The organism is Mesorhizobium sp. P3_B5, from assembly GCF_056402815.1.
On sequence record NZ_JBFUGR010000004.1, the window covers coordinates 221,268 to 246,334 of the forward strand.

A 25,067-nucleotide genomic window follows, 5' to 3' on the forward strand; every position below is an offset into this window, starting at 1 on the left:
TAGTCCCCAAAGCTAAAATTGGAATGAAGTTCTGAAGCGCTCGTAAAGGGGCCACAATCCAATTGTCTGAAATAGTCAGGGCTTGGAATTCACACCTTCTGCGTTTTCGCAAGAAAGCGTGATCCCTGTCCTATGGAGGTACTACCGGTCATCGGCCGGAAAGGAAACCGTTGGCAGGCGGAACCTGCCGCGTCCCCGTGTTGACAAGCCTGATTGAAGCTTGAACATGCCGGGACGTAAGCAGTGTCTGGAGGGTGTTATGGCAATGCGCGCGGCGGCTCGTGGTCTATCGATTCTGATTCTTCTGTTTTTCGCCTGGGGGACTGCCGCGCAAGCGGCCGAAGCACGGCGGGTGGTGACGACCGAAAACTCCGATTATTTCGGTTTCGATCTCAGATCCGACCAGAATGTCAGCCTCGACCAGTGCAAGACCACATGCCTCGGCGATCCCGCCTGCCGCGCCTTCACCTACAACAACAAGGCCAAATGGTGCTTTCTCAAATCCGACTATAATTCGCTGAAGCCCTTCAGTGGTGCCATCGCCGGCAAGGTCGTCAACATCGATGGCGATCCCGATATCGGCGCGCCGCCGGAGCTGACGTTCTTTCCGAGCTGGATGGCCGACCAGGCCCAGCAATACCGCAACAAGCTGACCGATCCGACCTACACCAAGCCCACCGAAGGGCTGACCGCGCTACGGGCGGCCGCCGAACAGGCAGCCCTGACCGGCGACCATCGCTCCGCCATGCAGAAGTACGAAGCCGCGGTTTCGGTGTTGCCTGATGACGGCCAGCTCTGGCTCGGGCTGGCGCGCGAAACGCTCGCCGTACAGCCGACCGCCAACAGCCAGGAAGCCTACAGTTTGCCGGCAAACGCCACCTCCGCCGGCCTCAACGCCTACAAACTGCTGCGCACCACCAAAACGCGCGCTGACGTGCTGGCGCTGATCGGTGCCGGCCTCGATCGCCGCGACCTCTACCGGCCTGCCCTGCAGGCCTACGAAGCCAGCCTCGCTCTGGTCAGTTCGCCGGCGGTCCAGGCCGACTATGCCGATCTGAAGGCGCGCAAGGGCTTCCGCGTCATCGACCATTCGGTCGACGCCGACACCAGTGCACCGCGCATCTGCGCGCAGTTTTCCGAGGAATTGGTCAAGACCGGCGTCGACTACGCGCAGTTCGTCACCGTCGACAACGCGCCGCCCAAGGGTGTCGAGGCCAAGGACAAGCAGATCTGCGTCGAAGGACTCCAGCACGGCCAGCACTATGAAGTGACCTTCCGCGCCGGCCTGCCGGCGGCAATAGGCGAAGTCACCGCCGCACCGGTGGTGCTGTCGATCTATGTGCAGGACCGCGCGCCTTCGGCCCGCTTCACCGGCGACAGCTTCGTGCTGCCCGCCGGCGCGCGCCGCGGCATCCCGGTCGTCACCGTCAACATGAACGCCGCCGAAATGAAGCTTTACCGCATCGGCGACCGCTCGCTGGCGCAGCTTCTGTCCGGCTACCAGTTCCTGAAACAGCTCGACGGCTACGACATTTCCAGCATCGCCGATCAGATGGGATCGCCCGTCTGGGAAGGCCAGCTCGACATCGTCAATGATCTGAACAAGGACGTCACCACGTCCTTCCCGGTCGACGAAGCCCTGCCGCAGCGCAAGCCCGGCGTCTATGTGCTGACCGCGCAGGCCGTCAACGACAACGGCGACGACTACAATTCGATCGCCACGCAATGGTTCGTCGTCTCCGACATCGGCCTGTCGACCTATACCGGCCAGGACGGGCTGAACGTCTTTGCCCGATCCTTGGCAACCGCCAAGCCGATCGCCGGCGCCGAACTGACGCTGCTGGCGAGAAACAACGAAATCCTCGGCACCGCCACCTCCGACGCCGAAGGACACGCTGTCTTCAACCCCGGCCTGACGCGCGGCGATGGCGGCATGGTGCCGGCGGTGCTGATGGCCAAGCAGGGCGACAACGACTTCGTGTTCCTCGACATGGGCCGCGCCGGCTTCGACCTGTCCGATCGTGGCGTCACCGGGCGCGCGGCGCCGGGCGCGCTCGACATCTACGCCTGGACCGAGCGCGGCATCTACCGCGCCGGCGAGGACGTTCATGTCGCCGCCCTTGCCCGTGACGGGGCCGCCAAGGCGGTCGAGAACCTGCCGCTGACCTTCATCTTCACGCGTCCCGACGGGGTCGAGAACCGCCGCATCGTCAGCGACGGGGCTTCCGCCGGCGGCCATGCCGTCGACCTGCCGCTCGAACCCAATGCCATGCGTGGCACCTGGACGGTGTCGATCTACACCGATCCCAAGCAGGCGGCGGTTGCCAGCCAGATGTTCCTGGTCGAGGATTTCGTGCCGGATCGCATCGAATTCGACATGACCTCCGACAAGCAGGAGATCGCGCAGGGCGAAACCGCCAACATCAACATTGACGGCCGCTTCCTCTATGGGGCGCCGGCTGCGGGCCTGGCGCTTGAAGGCGAGTTGACGCTGTCGACCGCGCGCGACTGGGACCGTTTCAAGGACTACTCGTTCGGCCTCGCCGACGAGCAGTCGGCGGAGCCGACCGTCACCCCGTTCACCGATCTGCCGGTGGTCGGCGATGACGGCAAGGCGACCTTCCCGGTCTCCGTCGAGCAACTGCCGGCGACCACCAAGCTGGTCGATGCCAAGGTGACGGTGCGCATGCGCGAGACCGGCGGCCGCGCCATCGAGCGCTCACTCAACATCGGCATCCGCCCGCAAGGCCACATGATCGGCATCCGCCCGGATTTCGACGACAATGAAGTGCCGCAAGGCGGCACCGCGAAGTTCAGCCTGATCGCCGTCGATCCCGACGGCAAGCGCGAGGCGCTGAAGGGCGCACAGTGGTCGCTGGTCAAGGTCGAACGCAATTACCAGTGGTACCGCTCCAACAATTCTTGGAACTATGAGCCGGTCACCTTCACCAAATCGATCGCCAACGGCCAGATCGACCTGAGCGCCGATGCCGAGGCGACCGTCTCGGTGCCGGTCGACTGGGGCCAGTACCGGCTCGAGATCGAGACGGCCGATCCTGAGGGACCGGCGACCAGCTATGAATTCGACGCCGGCTGGTATGTCTCCTCGACCACCACCGAAACGCCGGACGGGCTCGAGATCGCTCTCGACAAGGACAGCTATGCGGCGGGTGAAGTGGCCAAGCTCAAGGTCTCACCGCATTTTGCCGGTGAACTGCTGCTGACCATCGGTGCCGACAAGCTGTTGAAGACCGTCACCGCCAGCGTTCCCGCCGGCGGCAGCACCGTCGATATCCCGGTCGGCGACGACTGGGGCGGCGGCGCCTATATTACCGCTACGCTGTTCCGGCCCGGCGACGCGCAGGAAACGCGCATGCCGGCCCGCGCCATCGGCGTGAAATGGCTGAAGGTCGATCCGGGCTCGAAGAAGCTCGCGGTCACCCTGACGCCGCCGGAAAAGACCATGCCGCGCCAGCAGCTGTCGATCCCGGTTTCCGTGGCCGGCGTACAGCCGGGCACCAATGCCTATGTCACGGTTGCTGCCGTCGATGTCGGCATTCTGAATCTCACCAACTACAAGGCGCCGGATCCGGAGGATTGGTTCTTCGGCCAGCGCATGCTCGGCATCGAAATTCGCGACATCTATGGCCGCCTCATCGATGGTTCGCTGGGCGCCACCGGCAAATTGCGCACCGGCGGCGACGGGGCGGCCATGCAGACACAAGGCAGTCCGCCGACTGAAAAGCTGGTTGCCTTCTTCTCTGGCGTGGTGCAGCTCGATGCCGACGGCAAGGCACGGGTCGACTTCGACATTCCGCAGTTCAACGGCACCGTGCGCGTCATGGCCGTCGCCTGGACCAAGGAAGCGGTCGGCCATGCCCAGGCCGATGTGATCGTCCGCGATCCCATAGTGATCACTGCCGGCCTGCCGCGCTTCCTGGCGCCCGGCGATTCCGCCGTCATGCGGCTCGACGTCGCCGACACCGATGGTCCGGCCGGCGACTATGCTCTGTCCATCGATACCACCGGCGACCTCTCGACCGGCGACAAGCCGCTGCCGGCAAAGCTGACGCTGGCCAAGGGCAAGCGGCAGACGCTGACGGTGCCGCTGGTTGCCAAGACCGCGGGCAATGCCTCGATCACCATCAAGCTCGCCCATGCCGACGGCACCACCGTCGAGCAGACACTCTATGTGCCGGTGCGCCCGTCGCAACTGCCGGTCACCACTCGCCTGGTCGTCGACCTCAAGGGCAATGGCGGCGCCTTGCGCGTCGACAAGGAACTGCTGGCGGCAAGCCTGCTCGACGGCGCGTCCGTTAGCGTCGGCGTTTCGCAGGCGGCTGCCTTCGACGTGCCGTCGCTGTTGATGACGCTCGACCGCTACCCCTATGGTTGCGCCGAGCAGACGACCAGCCGTGCCATGCCGCTTCTCTACGTCAACGAGATGGCCTCCAGCATCGGCATGGCCAGCGACCCCGACCTGCACGACCGCATCCAGACAGCCATCTACAAGGGGCTGAGCTATCAGGCTTCGGCCGGCAGCTTCGGCCTGTGGGGTCCGGGCTCCGGCGATCTCTGGCTCGACGCCTATGTCAGCGACTTCCTGACCCGGGCACGCGAGCAGAAATACGACGTACCGACCCTGGCGATGAACCAGGCGCTGAGCAATCTGCAGAACTCGGTCGGCTACGACCAGGACGTCCAGGATCGCGGCAGCGAGATCGCCTACGCGCTCTACGTGCTGGCCCGCAACAAGAAGGCTTCGGTCGGCGACCTGCGCTATTATGCCGATACGCAACTCGAAGCCTTTACCAGCCCGATGGCTGTCGCCCAGCTGGCGGCGAGCCTGGCGCTTTACGGCGATACGCAGCGCGCCGAAGCAACCTTCCAGACCGCCCTGCAACTGGCCAAGGCCGCCACCGAATACGACTATTACCGGTCGGACTATGGTTCGCCGCTGCGCGACGGCGCGGCCATACTGGCGCTTGCCGCTGAATCGAAGCCGGTGCCGAAGATCGTGCCGGAGCTGATCAAGCTGGTGGCAAGACAACGCGCCGAGGCTCGCTGGACCAGCACGCAGGACGAATCCTGGATGCTGCTGGCGGCCCGCGCGCTGAGGTCGGGCAATGATTCGATTACGCTGACCGTCAACGGCGCGGCGCATGCCGGCGGCTATTCGAACCAGGTCACCGGCAGCGACCTGGTCGACAGTCCGCTGACCATCACCAACACCGGCACAACACCGCTGCAGGCGGTCGTCTCCACGGTGGCGTCGCCGCTCCAGCCCTTGCCGGCCAGCGGCGACGGCTTCACCATCGAGCGCACCTATTACAAGCTCGACGGCACCGAGGCCAACGTCGCCGAGGTGACCCAGAACGAACGCTATGTGGTCGTGCTCAAGATCTACGAGCAAAACAGGTGGCCATCGCGGCTTTTGATCACCGACCTGTTGCCGGCCGGCTTCGAGATCGACAATCCCGGCCTGGTCTCCAGCGCCCAGCTGACGAACTTCTCCTGGCTGGCGCAGACCGACGCTGCCCATCTCGAATTCCGGGACGACCGTTTCGTTGCGGCGTTCAATCCGAACGACGGCGACGGCGACCGCAACATCACGCTGGCCTATGTCGTGCGCGCGGTGACGCCGGGCGTCTATGCCCACCCGGCGGCGACGATCGAAGACATGTACCGGCCGCAATATTCGGCCCGCACCGCCACCGGCATGATGGAGGTCAAGGCGCCGTAAGGCGCCTTGATAGACGTGGCGATGGCGCTGCCCCTCATCCGCCTGCCGGCACCTTCTCCCCGTATAGTGACGGGGAGAAGGGCGCTGTTGCGATCGTCGGCACCCCTTATGCAACGTTGGAAATTGGCGAAAACCTCTGCGCAGGCCCCGTTCTCCCCGTCTCTATACGGGGAGAAATGCCCGGCAACGCAATGAGGGGCGGCGCCATGTTTTCCAGGAAATTTCTCCGCCGAACGGGCATTTCTGCGGCCTCCCTCATAGGCTTTGCGGCGATTGCTACCGTCACCCTATGGCAGCTCGACCGTGCCTACCCGCCGCCGCTGCCGGAAAAACTCACAGTCTCTACCGAAGTGCAGGACCGCGACGGCCAGCTGTTGCGGGCCTTCGCCACGCCGGACGGCTACTGGCGGCTTGAAACCCGCCTCGACCAGGTCGACAAGCAGTTCGTCGACATGCTGGTTACCTATGAGGACAAGCGTTTCTGGGACCATGAAGGCGTCGACGTGCTGGCGCTGGCCCGCGCTGCCGGCCAGTTCGTGACCAGTGGCCATATCGTGTCCGGCGGCTCGACGCTGTCGATGCAGCTCGCCCGGCTGATCGAGCCGCGTGAAAGCCGCAGCCTTGGCTCCAAGATCAAGCAGATGCTGCGCGCCATCCAGATCGAGCGGCGACTGTCCAAGCGCGAGATCCTCGAACGCTACCTGACGCTCGCGCCCTATGGCGGCAATCTCGAAGGCGTGCGCGCCGCCTCGCTCGCCTATTTCGGCAAGGAGCCGAAGCGGCTGACGGTTTCGGAAGCCGCCCTGCTCGTTGCGCTGCCGCAACTGCCCGAGAAACGCCGTCCCGACCGCAACCTCGAAATCGCCCACGCCGCCCGCGACCGGGTGTTGACTCGCATGGTCTCGGCGGGCCTGCTTGGCGAACGCGAGGCGGCGCGTGCCGCGCTCGACGATGTCTCGGGCCTGCGCCGCAAATTGCCGGCGCTGGCGGCGCACGCCGCCTATGCCATGCTGCCCAAGGCCGTCGCCGGCAAGCCGCTGCAACTGACGATCCGCAAAAGCGTGCAGGAAGGGCTGGAACAGGTGGCCAAGGACGCCGCTGGCAAGCTCGGCCCTCGCCTCTCCGTCGCCATGGTGCTGGCCGATGCCCGCACCGGCGACATACTGGGCGAAGTCGGTTCGGCCGATTTCTTCGACGCCAGCCGCTCCGGCTGGATCGACATGACCAAGATCATCCGCTCACCCGGCTCGACGCTGAAGCCGTTCATCTATGGCCTGGCCTTCGAGCAGGGACTGGTGGCGCAGGAAATGTTGATCGAGGATAGCCCGGTCGATTTCGGGGGCTACCGGCCGAAGAATTTCGACATGGGCTACCAGGGCGATGTCAGCATCCGGCAGGCGCTGCAACTGTCGCTCAACGTGCCGGCGATCCGCGTACTCGACGCGGTCGGTCCGGCGCGGCTGACGGCGCGTTTCCGCCAGGCCGGCGTCAATCCCGTTCTGCCGATCAACGAGGCGCCGGGCCTGGCCATCGGCCTTGGCGGCGTCGGGGTGACGCTGCGCGATCTCGTCCAGCTCTATACCGGGCTTGCCAATGGCGGCAAGGCGCACACGCTGCATGACGGCACCGAGCCGGCCAATGCCGAACGCACCACCGCCACCATCCTCGACGATCAGGCCAACTGGCAGATCACCGACATCTTGTCGGGCGTGAAGCCGCCGGAGGGCGCTGCCCAGCGCGGCATCGCCTACAAGACAGGGACGTCCTATGGCTATCGCGATGCCTGGTCGGTCGGCTTCGATGGCCGCTATGTACTGGGCGTCTGGGTCGGCCGCGCCGATGCCGGCGCGGTGCCCGGCCTGTCTGGTTATGTCTCGGCCGCGCCCATCCTGTTCGAAGGCTTCGTCCGTTCCGGCCTCGCCGCCGTGCCGCTGCGCAGCCAGCCGGCCGGTGTCAACAGGCCCAAGCGCGAGGACCTGCCAGTGACGTTGGCGCGCTTCGGCGCCGGCGCCGACGGGCTGGTGCAGACGACGCCGACCGAGCCGGCGCCGACGATCATCTTTCCGCCTGACGGCGCCCGCGTCGATCTTGCCACCAATTCGGCCGACGCCTCGCCGCTGGTGCTGAAGCTGCAAGGCGGCCGTGCGCCGTTTCGCTGGCTGGCCAACGGCAAGCCGCTCACCGGCATCGACCGCCGCCGCACCGCAACCTGGCTGCCGGACGGCGCCGGTTATTCGACGCTGACCGTGATCGACGCGGTGGGACGCGCGGCCAGCGTGAAAGTGTTCGTCGAGTGAAGGTGTTCGTTGAATAGAATGCGGCAGGTGATTCATGGCATTGCGTTTTGCGCCCTGCTGCCGCTGACTTTCGCCCTGCCCGCAAGCGCCGACGCCCTCCCCGCCGGCTTTGTCCGCCTCGCCGATGTCGATGCCACCATCCGGCAGGACATCCGCTATGCCGGCCTCGAAAACTTCCTGCACCGCAAGGCCAGCGGCTACCAAGCTCCCGTGTGCATCCTGACCAGGCCAGCGGCGGAAGCGCTGTCGGGTGTGCAGAAGGCCATCGCCGCCGAGGGGCTGACGCTGGTCGTCTTCGACTGCTATCGCCCGGCACGCGCCGTCGCCGATATGGGGGCTTGGACCAAGGCCGGCGGACCGGCCGACCCGCAATGGTATCCCTCGGTCAAGCGCAAGGACCTCATCGCCAAGGGCTATATCGGCGAACTGTCCACCCATTCGCGCGGCTCGACCGTCGATGTCGCCATCGCCCGAACCGATGCCAGGAGCGCGCCAAAACCAGCCTGCGGTGTATCAGATGCCGACACGCTCGATTTCGGCACTGGTTTCGACTGTTTCGACCCGATGAGCGAAACGGCGCACCGTCCGCTTGCCGGGGAAGCGGCGGCCAACCGCAAGCGGCTTGTCGAACAGATGCGCGCCGGTGGTTTCAAAAACTATGCGCGCGAATGGTGGCATTTCACGCTGGAAAACGAGCCGTTTCCAAAGCAGCGCTTCGATTTTCCCGTCACTGCCGAGTGAGGCTTCGGCCACGGTGTCGGCAAGGTCGCCCGATTTCCTGTGGCCCTTGCCGTAGCGCGACCCGTTTCTAGTTGGATCCCTGGTGAGCACCGAATCCTCGCGATGGCTGCGCGAGGAAAATATTTCCTCACGAGGCTGAGGATCGGCGAAAAATTGCTTCAATGGGGCAAAAAAGGCAACATTGAATGCATCTAATTTCTATCAATTCGCTAGAGTTCGGCCGTTATCAACGGAGGCGGAAATGACCAAACCTCATTTCAGGAAACTGCTCGGCGCACTGGTCGTCACATCGGTTCTATCAGGCACGCTCGGTTTCGCGTTTGCCGACACCACCATTCTCAACGTGTCCTATGACCCGACACGCGAACTCTACAAGGCCTATGACGAGGCCTTCGTCGCCCACTGGAAGGCCGAGACCGGCGAGACGGTTACCATCCAGCAGTCGCATGGCGGATCGGGCGCGCAGGCCCGCGCCGTGATCGACGGCCTCGATGCCGATGTGGTGACGCTGGCGCTCGAAGGCGACATCAACGCCATCGTCAACAAGTCGAAGAAGATCAATCCGGATTGGCGCACCAAATTCGAGAACAATTCGGCCCCCTACACCTCGACCATCATCTTCCTGGTTCGCAAGGGCAACCCCAAGGGCATTCACGACTGGAACGACCTGATCAAGGATGGCGTCCAGGTGATCACGCCGAACCCGAAGACCTCGGGGGGCGCGCGCTGGAACTATCTCGCTGCCTGGGCCTATGCCAACGCCAATGATGGCGGCGACGAGGCCAAGACCAAGGAATTCGTCGGCAATCTCTACGCCCATGCCCCGGTGCTCGACACCGGCGCGCGCGGCTCGACTGTCACCTTCGCGCAAAAGGGCCTCGGCGACGTGCTGATCGGCTGGGAAAACGACGCCTATCTGGCGCTGAACGAATTCGGCGCCGACAATTTCGAGATCGTCTATCCCCCGACATCGATCCTGGCCGAGCCGCCGGTGGCGATCGTCGACGCCAATGTCGACGCCAAGGGCACGCGCAAGGTCGCCGAAGCCTATCTCGGCTGGCTCTATTCCAAGGAAGGGCAGACGATCATTGCCAAGAACCACTATCGTCCGGCCAAGCCGGAATTGGTGGCAGCGGAGGATCTCCCCAAGACACCCGATATCAAGCTGATCTCCATCGACGATCCGCTTTTCGGCGGCTGGAAGAAGGCACAGCCTTATCATTTCGGCGACGGTGGTATATTCGACCAGATCTATAAGCCGGCCCAGTGAGCTAAATCTAGATCAGGACGATATGACCACAGCACCCGCGCAGGCGGGGTGGCGGTTCAGACAGCCGAGTGTCATTCCGGGTTTCGGACTGACGCTCGGCTTCTCGCTTGCCTACCTCACCCTCATCATCCTCATTCCCTTGTCCGGGCTGGTCTGGCGCTCGGCCGCTCTTGGCTGGGTTGAATTCTGGGCCATTGCCACCGATCGCCGCACCCTCAACGCGCTGGAGATCAGCTTCGGCACCGCCTTCCTCGCGGCTGGCGTCAATGTCGTCTTCGGCACACTGGTCGCCTGGGTGCTGGTGCGCTACCGCTTTCCTGGCCGGCGCATTGTCGACGCCATGGTCGACCTGCCCTTCGCGCTGCCGACGGCCGTGGCCGGCATTGCGCTGACCACGCTCTACGCGCCGAATGGCTGGATCGGCCATCTTCTGATGCCGCTCGGCATCAAGGTCGCCTATACGCCGCTCGGCATCGTCATCGCGCTGGTCTTCATCGGCCTGCCCTTCGTCGTGCGCACCGTGCAGCCGATCATGGAGGAGATCGACAAGGAGGTTGAGGAAGCAGCAGCCACGCTTGGCGCCAGCCGCTTCCAGATCATCACCCGCATCCTGTTTCCGGGCCTGGCGCCGGCCATCATCACCGGCTTTTCGCTGGCCTTTGCCCGCGGCGTCGGCGAATACGGCTCGGTCATCTTTATCGCCGGCAATCTGCCCTACAAATCCGAGATCGCGCCGCTTTTGATCGTCATCCGGCTGGAGGAGTACAACTACCCGGCGGCGACGGCGATTGCCGCGATCATGCTGCTGTTGTCGTTCGTCATGCTTTTGATCGTCAATCTCGCCCAGTCATGGAGCCGCAAGCGCTATGGCTGATCCCGAAATCAAATCCTACGAACCGCATCACGAGAGCCAGTCGGCGGCGGTCACCGAAAGCCGCCCGGCACAAATCGTGCTGATGGCCATCGCCTTCACCTTCCTCGGCGTCTTCCTGCTGTTGCCGCTGATCATTGTCTTTCACGAGGCGCTGGCGAAAGGCGTTTCTGCCTATACGGAAGCGCTGGGCGATGCCGACGCTCGCTCGGCGATCCGCCTGACGCTGCTGGTGGCGGCGATCTCGGTGCCGCTCAACGTCGTCTTCGGCATTTCCGCGGCCTGGGCGATCGCCAAGTTCGAGTTCAAGGGCAAGGCCTTCCTGACCACGCTGATCGATCTGCCGTTCTCGGTGTCGCCGGTCATTTCCGGATTGGTCTACGTGCTTTTGTTCGGCGCTCAAGGGTTGCTCGGCGGCTGGCTGAAGGCGCATGGCATCGCCATTCTGTTTGCGGTGCCCGGTATCGTTCTGGCCACCGTCTTCGTCACCTTCCCCTTCGTCGCACGCGAATTGATCCCGCTGATGCAGGAACAGGGCAATGGCGACGAGGAGGCAGCGCTTTCGCTCGGCGCCAATGGGTGGCAGACCTTCTGGTATGTGACGCTGCCCAACGTCAAATGGGGGCTGCTCTACGGCGTGCTGCTGTGCAATGCCCGCGCCATGGGCGAATTCGGCGCCGTCTCGGTGGTGTCAGGTCACATACGCGGCCTGACCAACACCATGCCGCTGCATGTCGAAATCCTCTATAACGAGTACAACGCCGTCGGCGCCTTTGCCGTCGCTTCGCTGCTTGCCGGCCTGGCGTTGGTTACTCTGGTCTTGAAAACACTGCTCGAGATGCGCTACGGCGCCGAGATCGCCGCGACGCGCGGGCACTAGATGCATGTCGCCCAAAAGTGTGAAGCGGTTTTGGGATAACGACATGAATCCACTACAAAGGGACGGTTGATGGAAGTTCGCGTTGCCAACGTGCGCAAGGAGTTTGACCGGTTCCCGGCCCTCCACGACGTGTCGCTTGACATCAAGTCCGGTGAGTTGATCGCGCTGCTGGGGCCTTCCGGCTCCGGCAAGACGACGCTGCTCAGGCTGATCGCCGGGCTGGAGCGGCCGACGCGGGGAAAAATCTTCTTCGGCGAGGAGGATGCCTCGCAGAAGTCGATCCAGGAGCGCAATGTCGGCTTCGTCTTCCAGCACTATGCGCTGTTTAGGCATATGACGGTCGCCGACAATATCGGTTTCGGCCTGAAGGTCCGGCACGGGCCGACACGGCCGCCGGCACAGGAAATACGCCGACGCGCCACCGAGCTTCTCGACCTGGTCCAGCTTTCCGGCCTGGAAAAGCGCTACCCGGCGCAGCTTTCGGGCGGCCAGCGCCAGCGCGTGGCGCTTGCCCGCGCCATGGCGATCGAGCCCAGGGTGCTGTTGCTCGACGAGCCGTTCGGCGCACTCGACGCCCAAGTGCGCCGGGAACTGCGCCGCTGGCTGCGTGAGATCCACGACGCCACCGGCCACACCACCGTCTTCGTCACCCACGACCAGGAAGAAGCGCTGGAGCTTGCCGACCGTGTCGTGGTGATGAGCCAGGGCCGCATCGAGCAGGTCGGCTCTGCAGACGAGATCTACGACACGCCGAACTCCCCCTTCGTCTATGGCTTCATCGGCGAGTCGAGCTCACTTCCGGTCAAGGTCGAGAATGGCGAGGTCTGGATCGCCGACCGGCCGATCGGGCTGTCCGCACCGCATGCGTCTTCAGGCGACGCATTGCTGTTCTTCCGCCCGCACGATGTCGAGTTGGTGGACGGCTGCAGCGGCTGCATTGCCGGCACCGTCGCCGCCAGCCGCCGCGTCGCCGGCACCAGACGGGTGGAACTCGAAATCGGCGGCGAGCGCCAGCGGGTCGAGATCGAACTGCCGGTCGACCATCCGGCGGCACAGAAGAGCCGGGTGGCGTTCCGCCCCAAGCGCTGGAAGCTTTTTCCGGCTGCTTGATCCTCGATCGGGCGCTATTCCAACCAGTTCTCGACCTTCAGGCTTTTGATCCGGTTGAACTCTCCGGTGTTGGCCGTCACCAGAGTAGTTCCCAATGCGCGAGCGTGGGCAGCAATAAAAAGGTCATTGTGGCCAATGATCTGACCCGCCGCCTCCAACCCGGCGCGAAGTGCGCCGTATTCGGCATCCACCGGCACATCAAGCGGCAAGACAGGAATTTCAGCCAGCAACTCTTCAACCTTCTTGAGCAGCTTGGCTGATCCTTTCCTGGCGCAGCCATATCGCAGTTCCGAGGCAACCACGATGCTGGTGCACACGGCGGCGTCTCCCTCGCGCGCCATTGCCCTTGCGGCTTTGCCGGTCGGGTTTCGGATCATGTCGCTGATAATGTTGGTGTCCAGCATGAACCGCATCAGAAAATTTCCTCCGGTTCGATAGGCGCATCGTTGATCTCGAGAAAGTCGTCTTCAGGACCGAGTGGCGGCTCTTTCGCCCATAGGGCGAGCAGTGCCGTGAGACCAGGTTTGCGCACCGGCTCGATGATCAGGCGGTCGCCTTCCCGGCTGATCAAGACCTTGTCGCCAGGAAACTCGAACTCGACAGGAATGCGCACTGCCTGGCTGCGATTATTGCGGAACAGCTTCGCCTCCTTCGGCGGCGTTGTTGAATGGCGGTGCTGAGGCATGGTGCGATTCCTTTGTATATGCCAATTGTATATGCCATTCGATGCCGCGATGCAAGGCACCAGAACTTCGCCTGGAACGAAATCCTAGCAGCCGGCTGTTTCGGCAATATCTTTTCTCGCAACGCGGCCGCGGAGCCGCGGTGCGTGCCTCGTCGCGCATGTCGCGACACGGCTATGGTCGAGTGATAAAACGCATTGCATCCGGAGCCTTGTTTTCATGAAGCGATTTTTCCTTGGCGTCGTCACCGTCGCCGGCCTGTTTCTCGCATCCTCCCAAGCCTGGTCGGCCGACAAATTGCTGAACGCCTCCTATGATGTCGGCCGCGAACTGTTCGCGCAGGTGAACAAGGCCTTTATCGCCGAACACCTCGGGGTCAGCATAGACCAGTCGCATGCCGGGACGTCGGCGCAGGCGCGCGCCATCGCCGAAGGCCTCGGCGCCGATGTCGTCACCTTCAACCAGGTCACCGACATCGACTTCCTGGTCAAGAAGGGTCTCGTCTCCGCCGACTGGCAGAAGGATTTTCCCGACGACGCCTCGCCCTTCTACTCACTGCCTTCGTTTCTCGTCCGCGCGGGCAACCCCAAGCACATCAAGGACTGGAACGATCTCGTGCGCGACGACGTGCAGGTGATTTTCCCCAATCCGAAAACCTCGGGCAATGCGCGCTACACCTATCTGGCGGCCACCGCCTACGCCAAGGAAGCCTTCAAGGGCGACGACGCCAAGGTGAAGGAATTCATCACCAAGCTGTTCAACAACGTGCCGATCTTCGACACCGGCGGCCGCGCCGCCACCACCACCTTCGTGCAGCGCGAGATCGGCGACGTGCTGATCACCTTCGAGTCGGAGACACGCGGCATCCGCAAGGAGTATGGCGACGACAAGTTCGAGCAGGTGACGCCCTCGGTCAGCCTGCTGGCCGAGTTCCCGGTGGCGATCGTCGACAAGGTCGCCGACGAGCATGGCACCCGCGATCTGGCCAAGACCTATCTCGATTTCCTCTATACGCCTGAAGGCCAGGACATCATCGCCCAGAACGGCAACCGGGTCCGCGACGCGGCTGTCGCCGCCAAGTACAAGGACCAGTTTCCCGATGTCCGCCTGCTGACGGTGCAGGATGTCTTCGGCGGCTGGGACAAGGTGCAAAAGGAGCATTTCGCCGCCGGCGGGCTGCTCGACCAGACCTATGGCAGCCGCTAGAAATCACCACCATCTCATCTGAACAAGAAAGCCGGCGAGTAGCCGGCTTTCTTCGTTTCAGCGGTCCGAATTGCTGTTTCCACTGAGTTTCGCGGCCCTGCCGTCCAAAACGTTACGAAGAATCAACGCGTTTGTGCCTAACCTGCCATTGGTCGGCTTGTTTCGCGAAATGGCGTCGCGCGGCGAAAACGTCATCATTTGCACACAAACAGTCGCCAGATGCGGGTGGTTGGGGCTTCATGGGTTGATCAGGGCATGCTGACGAAAAAAGGCAAATACGGCCTCAAGGCCCTCGTGCATCTGTCTGGTCTGCCGGCCGGCCAACTGGCCTTCGTCAACGACATCGCTGTCGCCAACAACATTCCGAAGAAATTCCTCGATGCCATTCTGGGCGAGTTGCGTAACGCCGGCTTCGTCCAGAGCCGCAAGGGCAAGGAAGGTGGCTACCGCCTCGCCCGCCCGGCCTCCGAGATCAAGATCGGCCACGTCGTGCGCGTCCTTGACGGGCCGCTGGCGCCGATCCCGTGCGCCAGCCGCACCCAATACCAGCGCTGCGAGGATTGCGACGAGGCGACCTGCCAGGTCCGCCACATGATGCTGGAAGTGCGCCAGGCCATCGCCGAGGTGCTCGACAACCGTAGCCTCGCCGCCATGCGCGACGCCGACAACGACGATTTTCCGGTCGAGCTGACGTCGCAAATCTAGAGCATGATCCCGAAAAGTGGGAGCCGGTTTTCGGACGAGATCATGCTCCAATAAGAATAGTCTGCTCAAACGAGACCGAGCTTGCCGGCTAGTCCGACCCGCTGGATCTTGCCTGTGGGACCCTTGGGGATTCCTGCAGGAACAGGATGTGGCGCGGCACCTTGAACTCGACGATGCGGCTGCGTGCGAAATCGCGGATCTGCTCGGCATCGGCAGTAGCGCCCTCGTCCAGCACGATGGCTGCGCCGACCTCTTCGCCGAGCATGGCATGCGGCACGGCGAAGGTCACCGCTTGCGCCATCAGCGGATGATCGAGCAGCACGTTGTCGACCTCGAGCGGCGAGATTTTTTCGCCGCCGCGATTGATGATTTCCTTGAGCCGTCCGGTGATTTTCAGATCGCCGTCTTCATCGACCAGACCCTGGTCGCCGGTGCGGAACCAGCCATCGGTGAAGGCGGCCGCGTTGGCCTCGGCATTGTTCAGATAGCCGTCATGGATGTTGACGCCGCGCACCACGATCTCGCCTTTTTCACCAGCCGGCAGGATCTTGCCCCTGTCGTCCATGATCGTCACCTCGGGGCCGGCCGGCAGGCCGACGGAGCCCGGTTTGCGACGCGCCGGTGGCAGGCCGTTCGAGGTCATCTGGTGCGCCGCTTCGGTCATGCCATAGGCCTCGATGACGGGACAGGAGAAGACGCGCTCAAGGTCGCGGAACACGACATCGGGCAGTGCCGCCGAGGACGAGCGGATGAAGCGCAGCCGCGCCGCCTCGATGATGTCGCCGTTGCGGGCAGCGCGCACCAGGATCGCCTGATGCATGGTCGGCACCGCGCTGTACCAACTCGGCCGGAATTCGGCGAGCCAGCCGAAGAATTTGAGCGCGTTGAAGCCCGGCGTGCAGACAACGGCGCCACCGACCGCGAGTTGCGCGCCGAGTGCCGCCATCAGCCCGTGTATATGGAAAAGCGGCATCACGTTGAGACAAATATCGTCGGCCGACAGCGCCAGCGTCCGCGCTATGTTGGTCATTGAGGCATGCAAATTGCGCTGCCGCAGGCCGACGATCTTCGGCCGTGCCGTGGTTCCCGAAGTGTGCAGGACGAGCGCGAGATCATCCGGGCCATTGAGCCGCGCTTCGCTGGAGCCCATAAGCTCGGCATCGCCCGAAAGAATAAATTCACCGGCGGCGGCAGCTTCAGCCGCGACAATGTCGAGCACCGGAATGCCAAGCGACTTTGCGGCAACGCGCGCGGCCTCGCCCACACCTTGGCCACATAGCAGAAGCTTCACATCGAGATCGGAGAGATAGAAGCGAAATTCCCCTTCGCCGTAAGCCGGATTGAGCGGAGCTGCCACCGCCAGGGCGGAGACCGCCAGGAAACACGCCGCCATTTCCGGGCCGTTGGGCAAGACGATGCCGACGGCCGTGCCGCAGCGCACGCCGCGCCGCGCGAAATCCCTGCACAGTTGATCGACATAGGCGGCGAGGTCGGCAAAGCTCAGGGGCGGCTGGTCGGGCGCCATGAGCGCGATCGCCGCCGGCGGCATTGGCGCCAGCGGCGGAAGCGCCACCGACAGGGCCTGTTCCACGCTCGAACCTTGAACGGCTATCACAATGGTTCCATCGGCGCCCAATTGCGCGCCCGTGGCAGACGCAGTAAAGCGATTTTCGGACACGCGCAAGAACAGGCTGGACACTGATCGGATGAGGTTGCCGTGGTTCGGAAAATCCAGGGGAGCCGGCCGCAAACCGTCATCCGCCGTGGGCTACCATTCTGAAATCATCGCTGATGTTCTGGTGCCGGAAAGCGCCGAGTCTGTCCGGTTTTTCAGCCGCAAGATCGTCAAACCCGCAAGGCTGCGCCGCTTTTCAAACAGGGATTTCCGCGAGAGCCTGTTGTTTGCCTTCTATCTCGGTGTCGCCGCTACACTGCCCGTCAATTGGTGGGCACCGATCTGCGGCTGGGTGTCCAGGCTTCGCCAGAAGCGCCATGTCAGCAGGGATTTTTCGCGCTACGAACCGTCGACCCGCGCCGTGCTTGGCGACGGCATCGATGCGCAAGAACTGTTCAGCGCCATGCTTGCCGCACTTCACCGTCGACGCCTGCTTTTTGCCGCGCATCTGGTCGGCATCGGCTGGTCGCCGGCCATCCGCCTCGAGGGTCTCGAAGGTGTTCGGGAAGCGCTGAAGCGCGGCCACGGCGCCATCATCTGGTGCGATCAGTTCACAGCCCAGACAATCATCGGCAAGCGCGCGCTGCACGAGGCCGGCGTCGAGGCCCATCAGGTAAGCGTCCGCTTCCACGGCATCTCCGAGACGACATTCGGCTTGCGTTTTCTCAATCCGCCCATGGTCAGGGTCGAGAACCGTTTCCTGAAAAGCCGCGTCGTGTTCGATCGCAGCGACGCCTATCAGGTGACCATGCGCATGCAGAAGATCCTCAGGGAGAACGGCGTTGTCCTGATGACCAACAACATCCATGCCGGCTCGACATTCGCGGAAGTGGCCCTTGGGGAAAGCGGCTGGACGCATCTGGCCTCGGCGCCGGCAAATTTCGCCGCCAGAGGCGGGGCAGCGCTGTTTGCCATGTCCACCTTCGAGACGGTCCCCTTTCGCCAATACCGCGCCGTCATCAGCCCGGAATTGCTGCCGACGGCAGCGAGGCCGGCATCGATTGCCAACGGCGCCAAGAACATCGAGCTTCAGGCGCACTACATCCTGCTCAAGCGCGACCGCCTGTTTGAGGCCCTCAAGCTTCATCCCGAGCAGATGATGGTATGGTCCGGCCAGGACCGGCTCAGCGAGCGACCCGACAATGCCGCGCCTGACGACGATACCGGCATGTCATCATGAAACCGCTTTGCCAAGCAGGCTCATGGCCTCGGTGACGAGTTTGGCGACCGGACGCGTCCCATCGAGGGTCAACGCCCGCTCCTCGGCAGCAGGCGCTTCGAGGATGGCGAACTGGCTGTCGACCAGGCTCGCCGGCATGAAATGGCCCTTGCGATTGCCGACCCGCCGCTTCGCCGTCGCCGGGTCGATCTCCAGATAGACGAAGACGATGTCCTGGCAAAAGCCGCGCAACCGCTCGCGGTAGCTGTATTTGAGGGCCGAACAGGCGGCGACCACGCCCTGCCCGCTGCCGGCCGACGCCGCGATCTGTCGGCCGATGGCGTCGAGCCAGCCTTGGCGCAGTGCATCGGTCAGCGGCTCGCCGCTTGCCATGCGCGCCACATTCTCGGGCGGATGCAGCCCGTCGCCTTCGACAAAAATGGCGCCGAGCGCCGCAGCCAACGCGTTGCCGACAGCCGACTTGCCGCAGCCGGCGACGCCCATGACCACAAGGGCGAGTCCTGGCTGGACACTGCTCGCCTTGGATGGTGCCGCCGCTTCGTCCACGATCGGACTAGAGCCTGTTTCCATCCCGATGGAATCGGGATGGGGCTCTATCTCTTTGCTGGAGCATGATCTTTTCCGAAAACCGGTTTCCACTTTTCGGGATCATGCTCTAGCGGCTTGCCGGCGCGCGGCCGTAGAGCAGCAGCATGGCGACGATGACGACGCCATAAATGATCTGCCGTCCGGCCTCCGGCATCTGCATGACGGAAAGGATCGACTGCAGCAGCGTGATCAGGATGACGCCGGCGACGGTGCCGAGATAGGAACCGCGCCCGCCGAGGATCGAGGTGCCGCCCAGCACCACCGCGGCGATCGACGGCAACAGATAGGCATCGCCCATCGATTGCGCCGCCTTGGAGGCGTAGCCGGCCAGCAGCACCCCGCCAAAGGCGGAGAGCCCGCCGGAAACCGCGAAGGCGATCATCACCACGCGCCGCGTGTCGATGCCGGAGAGATAGGCAGCGCGCTCGCGATTGCCGATGCCATAGACGCTGCGGCCGAAGCTGGTGCGGGTCAGCACGAAGACCATCGCAGCTCCGATCAGCGCCCAGATGACGACGGCATTGGGCACACCCGGAATGGCAAAGCCAGTCGCCAGGTAGCGCATCGCGCCGGTCGCCGAATCCTGCGGCGAGAACCCGCCGGTGTAGACCACCATCAGCCCTTGCGCGACGGCGTTGGTGGCCAGCGTGATGATCATCGAGGGAATGCGCAGATACGCAACGCCGATACCATTGACGATGCCGATCGCGACGCCGCAGAAAATGCCGAACGGGATCGCCAACGCGACGCCAGCCGGCCCGAAGGCCGCCATCGCACTGGCCATCATTGCGCCCACCGCCACCGACCATGGCACCGACAGGTCGATCTGGCCAAGCAGGATGACCAGCATCATGCCGGTGGCGATGACGCCGAGAAACGACGCCACTTTGAGCTGCTGCAAGAGATATTCCGGCGACAGGAAACTGCGTGAGTAGAGGCTGCCGAGGAACAGCAGCAGCACGATGCAGGCAAAGGCCGTCAGCACCGCAGGATCGGCACGGCGGATGAATTTCGGCATACGGCCAGCAATTCCGCCCAATGTCGTCTCGCTCACAGGAACCACTCCAGCCGGTTGCGGACCCTGAACAGGGCGAAGGCGCCGAGGCTGACCGCGATCAGCAGGATAACGCCCTGGAACAGCGGCTGCCAGAGCGGATCGAAATCGAAAACGAAGAGCAGGTCGCCGATGGTGCGGAAAGCCAGCGCGCCGAAGATCGCGCCGATGGCGCTGCCCTTGCCGCCGAACAGCGAGACGCCGCCGAGCACGACGGCGGCGATCGAGAACAACGTATAGGCATTGCCGCTGGCATAGGCCGCGTCACCCGTATAGGTGAAGAACGTCAGAAACAGCCCGCCGATCGCGGCGAGCAGCCCGGCAAGCGCGTAGGCGACAAACTTGCCGCGCCGGATCGGCACGCCGGACATGTAGGCCGCCATCTCCGATGAGCCCGCCGCGTAAGCCGCGCGGCCGAGCACCGAGCGGCTGAACGGTACCCAGACGATCAGCACAACGGCCAGCAGCGCGACAAGGCTCGCCGGCACGACGCCGAACAGCCGCCCGGTCAGCGCGTCGGCAAGGTCCTCGTTGACCGAACCGCCTGGAAAGGGTCGCAGCAGCAGCGCGATGCCGAAATAGACAGCACCTGTGGCGATGGTCGCGACGATCGGCTGCAGCCGCCCATAGATGACGATGGCGCCGTTGATCGCGCCGCACAGCAGTCCGGTGCCGAGCACCGCGATGACCCCGAAGGCGGTCTCAAGGCCGGTGCCGACAACCAGCCACGAAGCCAGGCAATTGGTCAACGTGAAGATCATGCCGACGGAAAGGTCGATACCGGCGGTGATCACCACCAGCGTCTGCGCCATCGCCACAAAGGCGAGCAGCACGCCCTTGTTCGAGGCCGTCTGCACCACATTGGCGGTGAAGCCGGCCGGATGGTTCGAGGTGTAGATGACGAACATGACGATGAAAATACCGAGCGCCAGCAGCGTTCCGCGCTGTTCGGCCAGCCAGTAGCGCCAATCTTTCACGCGTCCGCTCCTTGGCTCACGGGGCTTTCCTCGCCATGGATGTTGAGCGCACTTGATATCAGCGCCCGCTCGGTGATCTCGGCGCCGACCAGCTCGCGCTTGACCGCCCCATCATAGAGCACCAGCACCCGGTCGCAGCAGCCGATCAGTTCGTCATAGTCGGTCGAATAAAACAGGATCGCCGCACCCGCGTCCGCAAGCTTGCGCATCAGCTGATAGAGCTCCTGCTTGGTGCCGACATCGATGCCGCGCGTCGGATCGTTGAGCAGGATGATGCGGGGCTGCCGCATCAGCCATTTGGCGATGACCACCTTCTGCTGGTTGCCGCCGGACAGCGCACCGACCGGAATGTCGAGGCCTGCCGTCTTGATCGCCAGCAGGCCGACCATGTCGTCGATCAGCCGCTGTTCGGCGGCGCGGTCGATGACGCCGGCGTTCGACAACCGGTCGAGGGCGGCGAAAGACAGGTTTTCGCGCACCGTCATCGGCAGCATCAACCCTTCCGTCTTGCGGTCTTCCGGGATCAGCGCCATGCCGATCCCGTCAAGGCGTGCAGCGGCGGGACTGGCGATCGCCACTGGTTTGCCGTCGATCAATATCTGGCCGGACAGGCCGCGCAGGACACCGAAGAAAGCGAGCAGCAGTTCGCGCTGGCCCTGACCGTCGAGGCCGCCAAGACCGACGACCTCGCCTGCCCCGACCGTCAGCGAGACATTGTCCAGCCGGTCGGTCCAGGACAGCTTGCGCGCCTCCAGCACCGGAACGGCGGCAGTTGCGGTGCGTGCGGGTTTCGGCGGGAAGATATGGCTGTATTCGCGCCCGATCATCAGCTCGACGACTTCATTGTCGCTCTTTGTGCCCGCCGCGTAGCTGGCGACATTGCGACCGTTGCGGAACACCGTGCACTGGTCGGCGAGTTCGGCGATCTCGTTCATGCGGTGCGAGATGTAGAGCAGCGCCAGCCCTTCGGAGCGCAGCCGCTTGAGCACGCCGAAGATCTTGGCGACGTCGGTCGCGGTCAGTGCCGAGGTCGCCTCGTCGAGGATCAGGATGCGCGGCTTGCGTGCCAGCGCCTTGGCGATCTCGACCATCTGTCTTCTTGAAAGGGGAAGATCCTTGACCAGCGCCAGTGGATGGATGTCGGCGGCGCCCGCGCGCGCCAACGCTTCCTCGGCGATGCGGCGCTGCGCCTTGCGATCGATCATGCCGAACCGCGTCGGCGGGTCGGAAATGACGATGTTGTCGGCGACGCTGAGTTCGGGGACCAGCGACAGCTCCTGGAAAATGCAGACGATGCCGGCCTTGTTTGCAGCACCAGGCGAAGCGAACGTCACCTCGCTTCCATCCAGCATCATGCGGCCTTCGTCGGGCGCAACGACGCCCGCCATGACCTTGATCAGCGTCGACTTACCGGCGCCGTTTTCGCCGAGGATGCCATGAATGCTGCCGGATGAGACCGAAAGCTCGGCCTTTTCCAGCGCCCGCACACCACCATAGCGCTTGGATATGCCTTCCATCCGGAAGAGCGGAACCGCACCGTCCATCGGCCCTCCCGAGGCACTTTTGACGACCAGGGATATGGAGTGGTCGGCGCCGCGGGAAATCCCGCGGCGCCTTGTGTGCTGACTATTGGTCAGCCTTGGTCTGACCCATGATTTCCTGCGCGGTGAAGTTGATGCCGCAGGTCGGGAAGGAATTGCCGACGAAGAAATTGTCGGACTGGTCGGGGAAATAATCCTGGCCTTCCTTGAAGTTCGGATCCTCGACGATCGCCAGCGGCAGCTTGACCGATTGCGGCACGACCTGCCCCTCGAGTGCTGCGATCGCCGTCTTGATGGCAACCGCGACCTGGGCCGGGCCGGTGCCGGCGGACGAGCATTTCAGCCCGTCTGCCGCGTGCGCCGCGCAGAACTTGCGGAAGCCATTCTCGGTTTCGCCGCCGAACGGCACGAACGGATGCTTGGCGTCGATCATCGCCTGCACGATGCCGGTGTCGCCGCCCTGGCCGGTGATGCCGACGAAGGGGCCGTTGGTGGCAATGGCGTCAGCCGTGACCTTCTGCGCCGTCGGGTCATCCCACTTGCCGGCGACTTCGGTGACATCCCATTTCTTGCCGGAAGCGTCGAAGGCTTCATGGATGCCATTGTGACGGTCGGTATCGACCGACGTGCCGGCAACGCCGCGCACTTCAAGGATCTTGCCGCCATCGGGGATGTGGCTGATCAGCCATTTGCCCCAAAGTTCGCCAAGGCCCTTCTGGTCGACATTGACGTTGATGGCGTCCTTGGTGTCGAGAATGTTGTCGAAGGCGACCAGCACGACGCCGGCTTCCTTGGCGCGCTTGATGACCGGCGCGAAAGCGGTTGGGTTCTGCGCGTTGACGACAATGGCGTCATAGCCGGAATCGATGAAGTTGTTGATCGCCGAAATCTGCGCCGGCACATCCTCGCCGGTCGACACCACCTTGAATTCCTTCAGCTTGGCGGCGACGTCCTTTTGCGCTGCGTAAGCCTTGGCAGTCTGGATCATCTGGATGCGCCAGGTGTTGGCGATGTAGCCATTGGCGAGCGCGATCCGGTATGGGCCATCCTTTTTGGGAAACTTGAAGAACTGCGTATCTGCGGCCCAGGGCGCGAAGCAGTCCGCTTCCGCAGCGGGGCCTGCGACGACTTCGGGTCCGGCGGCCATTGCGGCCGAGTTGAGCATGACGAATGCAGTGGCGGCAACGATGCCACCAACAAGTGACTTGATCATCGATATTCCTCCCAGTTGCAGTTCTGATTGTTGTTAGTTGCTGTGACCTCTCGCGCGTCAGGCCTGGCACCTCCCGCCTGGCTTTGCCGCGCCTTTCGGTGGCCGAATGCCGCCCCGATCCCCTCCCCTTGCTCTCCCGTCAGCGCCGGAAAAGCTATCATATTATCCATAATAAACAAGTACGAGTTGTCGCTTATATATAATAAACAGATTTTACTATTTGCTATAAGCACCGCCTCGGTGAAAATGGTAGCGCTACCATTTCGCAGTGTAAAGCGTCATTCGCACAGTGGCGACTGCGTGTTCAACGGTCGGTGCTCTCGCGGCGCTTGAGTTCGAAACCGAGATCGACGACCCGCTCTTGCGGTCTGTTGCCGGCGATTGCAGCGAGCGCCATGGCAACCGACCGCCGGCCGATTTCGTAGCGGTGGGTGCGTATGCTGGTGATCGACGGAAACGCCGACTGCATCATGTCGAGATCGTTGAAGCCGACGATGCCGATCGTCTTCGGCACGGCGATAGCGGCGCGGTGGCATTCGAACAGCACGCCGAGCGCGATATCATCATTGTTGCAGAACACCCCGTCGATGGTCGGCATCTTGGCCAGCGCATCGCGAAACAATTCGCGCCCGAGCGTCACGCTCGACGGCACCGGGGTGGTGGTAATCAGCCGCGGGTCGAACAGGCCGGCGGCTTCCATGGCCGCGCGATAGCCGGCCAGGCGTCGCTGCGAACGCGGGTCCATGCGCGCGCCGATGAAGCCTATCCGCCGGTAACCCCCCTCGATCAGGTGCTCTGTGGCCACCCGCCCGCCGTCGAGATGCGAGAAGCCGACCAGCATGTCGACGGGATCGGGTCCGGTCTCCATCACCTGCACCACCGGGCAGCCGGCGCTTTCCAGCAGCCTTCGCGACGTTGGCGTCTGGTCGATGCCGGCCACGATCAACGCGGCCGGGCGCTGCGAGCCGAACAACTGCAACAGCCGTTCTTCCTCGAGGCCGGAATAATGGGTGTTGCCGAGTTGGATGCGGAACGGGCCGTCCGACAGGCTGTCGTAGATGCCGCGCACCACTTCGGCAAAGACGTTGTTGGTGAGCGACGGCACCAGCACACCAAACACGTCGGCGCGTGCCGAGGCCAGCGCCCGCGCATTCGGGTCGGGGACATAGCCGAGTTCGTCGACGGCGGCCTGGATCAGCTTGCGCAGATCCTCGGAGACCCGCTCCGGCTCACGCAAGGCGCGCGACACGGTGATGGCGCCGACGCCGGCCTTGCGCGCCACATCGGCAATGGTTGGGCGGCCGCCGCCGCGGCGCGAGCGCGGCTTGATCAC

The 25,067-nt window shown here is 63.7% G+C and carries 19 protein-coding genes; 10 read left to right on the plus strand and 9 right to left on the minus strand.

The window, feature by feature from the left end; all coding sequences use genetic code 11:
* The first annotated feature begins 259 nt into the window (after window positions 1–259).
* The 7 genes from AC1DVW_RS13170 (at window position 260) to AC1DVW_RS13200 (ending at window position 12,912) form a co-directional block, all read left to right on the plus strand.
* Window positions 260–5,743 (plus strand): alpha-2-macroglobulin family protein, encoded by a 5,484-nt coding sequence (locus AC1DVW_RS13170; RefSeq protein ID WP_477323590.1) that lies wholly within the window; start codon window positions 260–262, stop codon window positions 5,741–5,743.
* Between the two features lie 206 nt (window positions 5,744–5,949).
* A complete protein-coding gene (pbpC, locus tag AC1DVW_RS13175) occupies window positions 5,950–8,040 on the plus strand; it encodes a penicillin-binding protein 1C (protein WP_477323592.1) in 2,091 nt (696 codons plus the stop codon).
* A gap of 18 nt (window positions 8,041–8,058) precedes the next feature.
* Window positions 8,059–8,781 carry a M15 family metallopeptidase gene (locus AC1DVW_RS13180; RefSeq protein ID WP_477323594.1) on the plus strand — a complete coding sequence of 241 codons (723 nt, stop codon included), beginning with the start codon at window positions 8,059–8,061 and terminating at the stop codon, window positions 8,779–8,781.
* Between the two features lie 241 nt (window positions 8,782–9,022).
* Window positions 9,023–10,051: a sulfate ABC transporter substrate-binding protein gene (locus AC1DVW_RS13185; RefSeq protein WP_477323596.1), complete on the plus strand. Its 1,029-nt coding sequence runs from the start codon at window positions 9,023–9,025 to the stop codon at window positions 10,049–10,051.
* 22 nt (window positions 10,052–10,073) lie between these two features.
* A complete protein-coding gene (cysT, locus tag AC1DVW_RS13190) occupies window positions 10,074–10,925 on the plus strand; it encodes a sulfate ABC transporter permease subunit CysT (RefSeq protein ID WP_477275103.1) in 852 nt (283 codons plus the stop codon).
* Entirely contained in the window at window positions 10,918–11,802 is an 885-nt protein-coding gene (gene cysW / locus AC1DVW_RS13195; protein ID WP_477244459.1) for a sulfate ABC transporter permease subunit CysW, read from the plus strand. Before cysT ends, cysW begins: the two co-directional genes overlap by 8 nt.
* A 69-nt stretch (window positions 11,803–11,871) precedes the next feature.
* Window positions 11,872–12,912 (plus strand): sulfate/molybdate ABC transporter ATP-binding protein, encoded by a 1,041-nt coding sequence (locus tag AC1DVW_RS13200; RefSeq protein WP_477275105.1) that lies wholly within the window; start codon window positions 11,872–11,874, stop codon window positions 12,910–12,912.
* 14 nt (window positions 12,913–12,926) lie between these two features.
* On the opposite strand, the gene AC1DVW_RS13205 is transcribed toward AC1DVW_RS13200, so the two are convergent.
* A complete protein-coding gene (locus tag AC1DVW_RS13205) occupies window positions 12,927–13,325 on the minus strand; it encodes a PIN domain-containing protein (RefSeq protein ID WP_477275107.1) in 399 nt (132 codons plus the stop codon).
* On the minus strand, window positions 13,325–13,597 hold the full coding sequence (locus tag AC1DVW_RS13210; protein ID WP_477275109.1) for an antitoxin: 273 nt from the start codon (window positions 13,595–13,597) through the stop codon (window positions 13,325–13,327). The genes AC1DVW_RS13205 and AC1DVW_RS13210 overlap by 1 nt, the downstream gene beginning before the upstream one ends.
* Window positions 13,598–13,814: 217 nt before the next feature.
* On the opposite strand from AC1DVW_RS13210, the gene AC1DVW_RS13215 reads away from it, so the two are divergent.
* Entirely contained in the window at window positions 13,815–14,801 is a 987-nt protein-coding gene (locus tag AC1DVW_RS13215) for a sulfate ABC transporter substrate-binding protein (protein ID WP_477323598.1), read from the plus strand.
* Between the two features lie 255 nt (window positions 14,802–15,056).
* Window positions 15,057–15,506, plus strand: coding sequence for an RrF2 family transcriptional regulator (locus tag AC1DVW_RS13220; RefSeq protein WP_013530871.1), 450 nt, complete (start codon window positions 15,057–15,059; stop codon window positions 15,504–15,506).
* Between the two features lie 88 nt (window positions 15,507–15,594).
* Here the strand turns inward: AC1DVW_RS13220 and AC1DVW_RS13225 are convergent, their stop codons facing one another.
* Window positions 15,595–17,097 (minus strand): AMP-binding protein, encoded by a 1,503-nt coding sequence (locus AC1DVW_RS13225; protein ID WP_477323600.1) that lies wholly within the window; start codon window positions 17,095–17,097, stop codon window positions 15,595–15,597.
* Window positions 17,098–17,269: 172 nt separating this feature from the next.
* Here AC1DVW_RS13225 and AC1DVW_RS13230 point away from each other — a divergent pair, with 172 nt between their 5' ends.
* On the plus strand, window positions 17,270–18,361 hold the full coding sequence (locus AC1DVW_RS13230; RefSeq protein WP_477323602.1) for a lysophospholipid acyltransferase family protein: 1,092 nt from the start codon (window positions 17,270–17,272) through the stop codon (window positions 18,359–18,361).
* Here the strand turns inward: AC1DVW_RS13230 and AC1DVW_RS13235 are convergent.
* The 6 genes from AC1DVW_RS13235 to gntR form a co-directional block, all read right to left on the minus strand.
* The gene (locus tag AC1DVW_RS13235) at window positions 18,356–18,907 is read right to left on the minus strand and encodes a gluconokinase (RefSeq protein WP_477323604.1); all 552 of its coding nucleotides are present in this window, start codon (window positions 18,905–18,907) and stop codon (window positions 18,356–18,358) included. The two genes, AC1DVW_RS13230 and AC1DVW_RS13235, sit on opposite strands and share 6 nt — an antisense overlap.
* Before the next feature lie 109 nt (window positions 18,908–19,016).
* Complete coding sequence (locus tag AC1DVW_RS13240; RefSeq protein WP_477244446.1) at window positions 19,017–20,003, minus strand: ABC transporter permease; 987 nt, start codon at window positions 20,001–20,003, stop codon at window positions 19,017–19,019.
* Window positions 20,000–20,980, minus strand: a complete 981-nt coding sequence (locus AC1DVW_RS13245) for an ABC transporter permease (protein WP_477323606.1) — start codon at window positions 20,978–20,980, stop codon at window positions 20,000–20,002. The genes AC1DVW_RS13240 and AC1DVW_RS13245 overlap by 4 nt, the downstream gene beginning before the upstream one ends.
* Window positions 20,977–22,524, minus strand: coding sequence for a sugar ABC transporter ATP-binding protein (locus tag AC1DVW_RS13250; RefSeq protein ID WP_477323608.1), 1,548 nt, complete (start codon window positions 22,522–22,524; stop codon window positions 20,977–20,979). The genes AC1DVW_RS13245 and AC1DVW_RS13250 overlap by 4 nt, the downstream gene beginning before the upstream one ends.
* 82 nt (window positions 22,525–22,606) lie before the next feature.
* A complete protein-coding gene (locus AC1DVW_RS13255; RefSeq protein ID WP_477323610.1) occupies window positions 22,607–23,734 on the minus strand; it encodes a sugar ABC transporter substrate-binding protein in 1,128 nt (375 codons plus the stop codon).
* Between the two features lie 304 nt (window positions 23,735–24,038).
* Window positions 24,039–25,067: an HTH-type transcriptional regulator GntR gene (gene gntR / locus AC1DVW_RS13260; protein WP_477323612.1), complete on the minus strand. Its 1,029-nt coding sequence runs from the start codon at window positions 25,065–25,067 to the stop codon at window positions 24,039–24,041.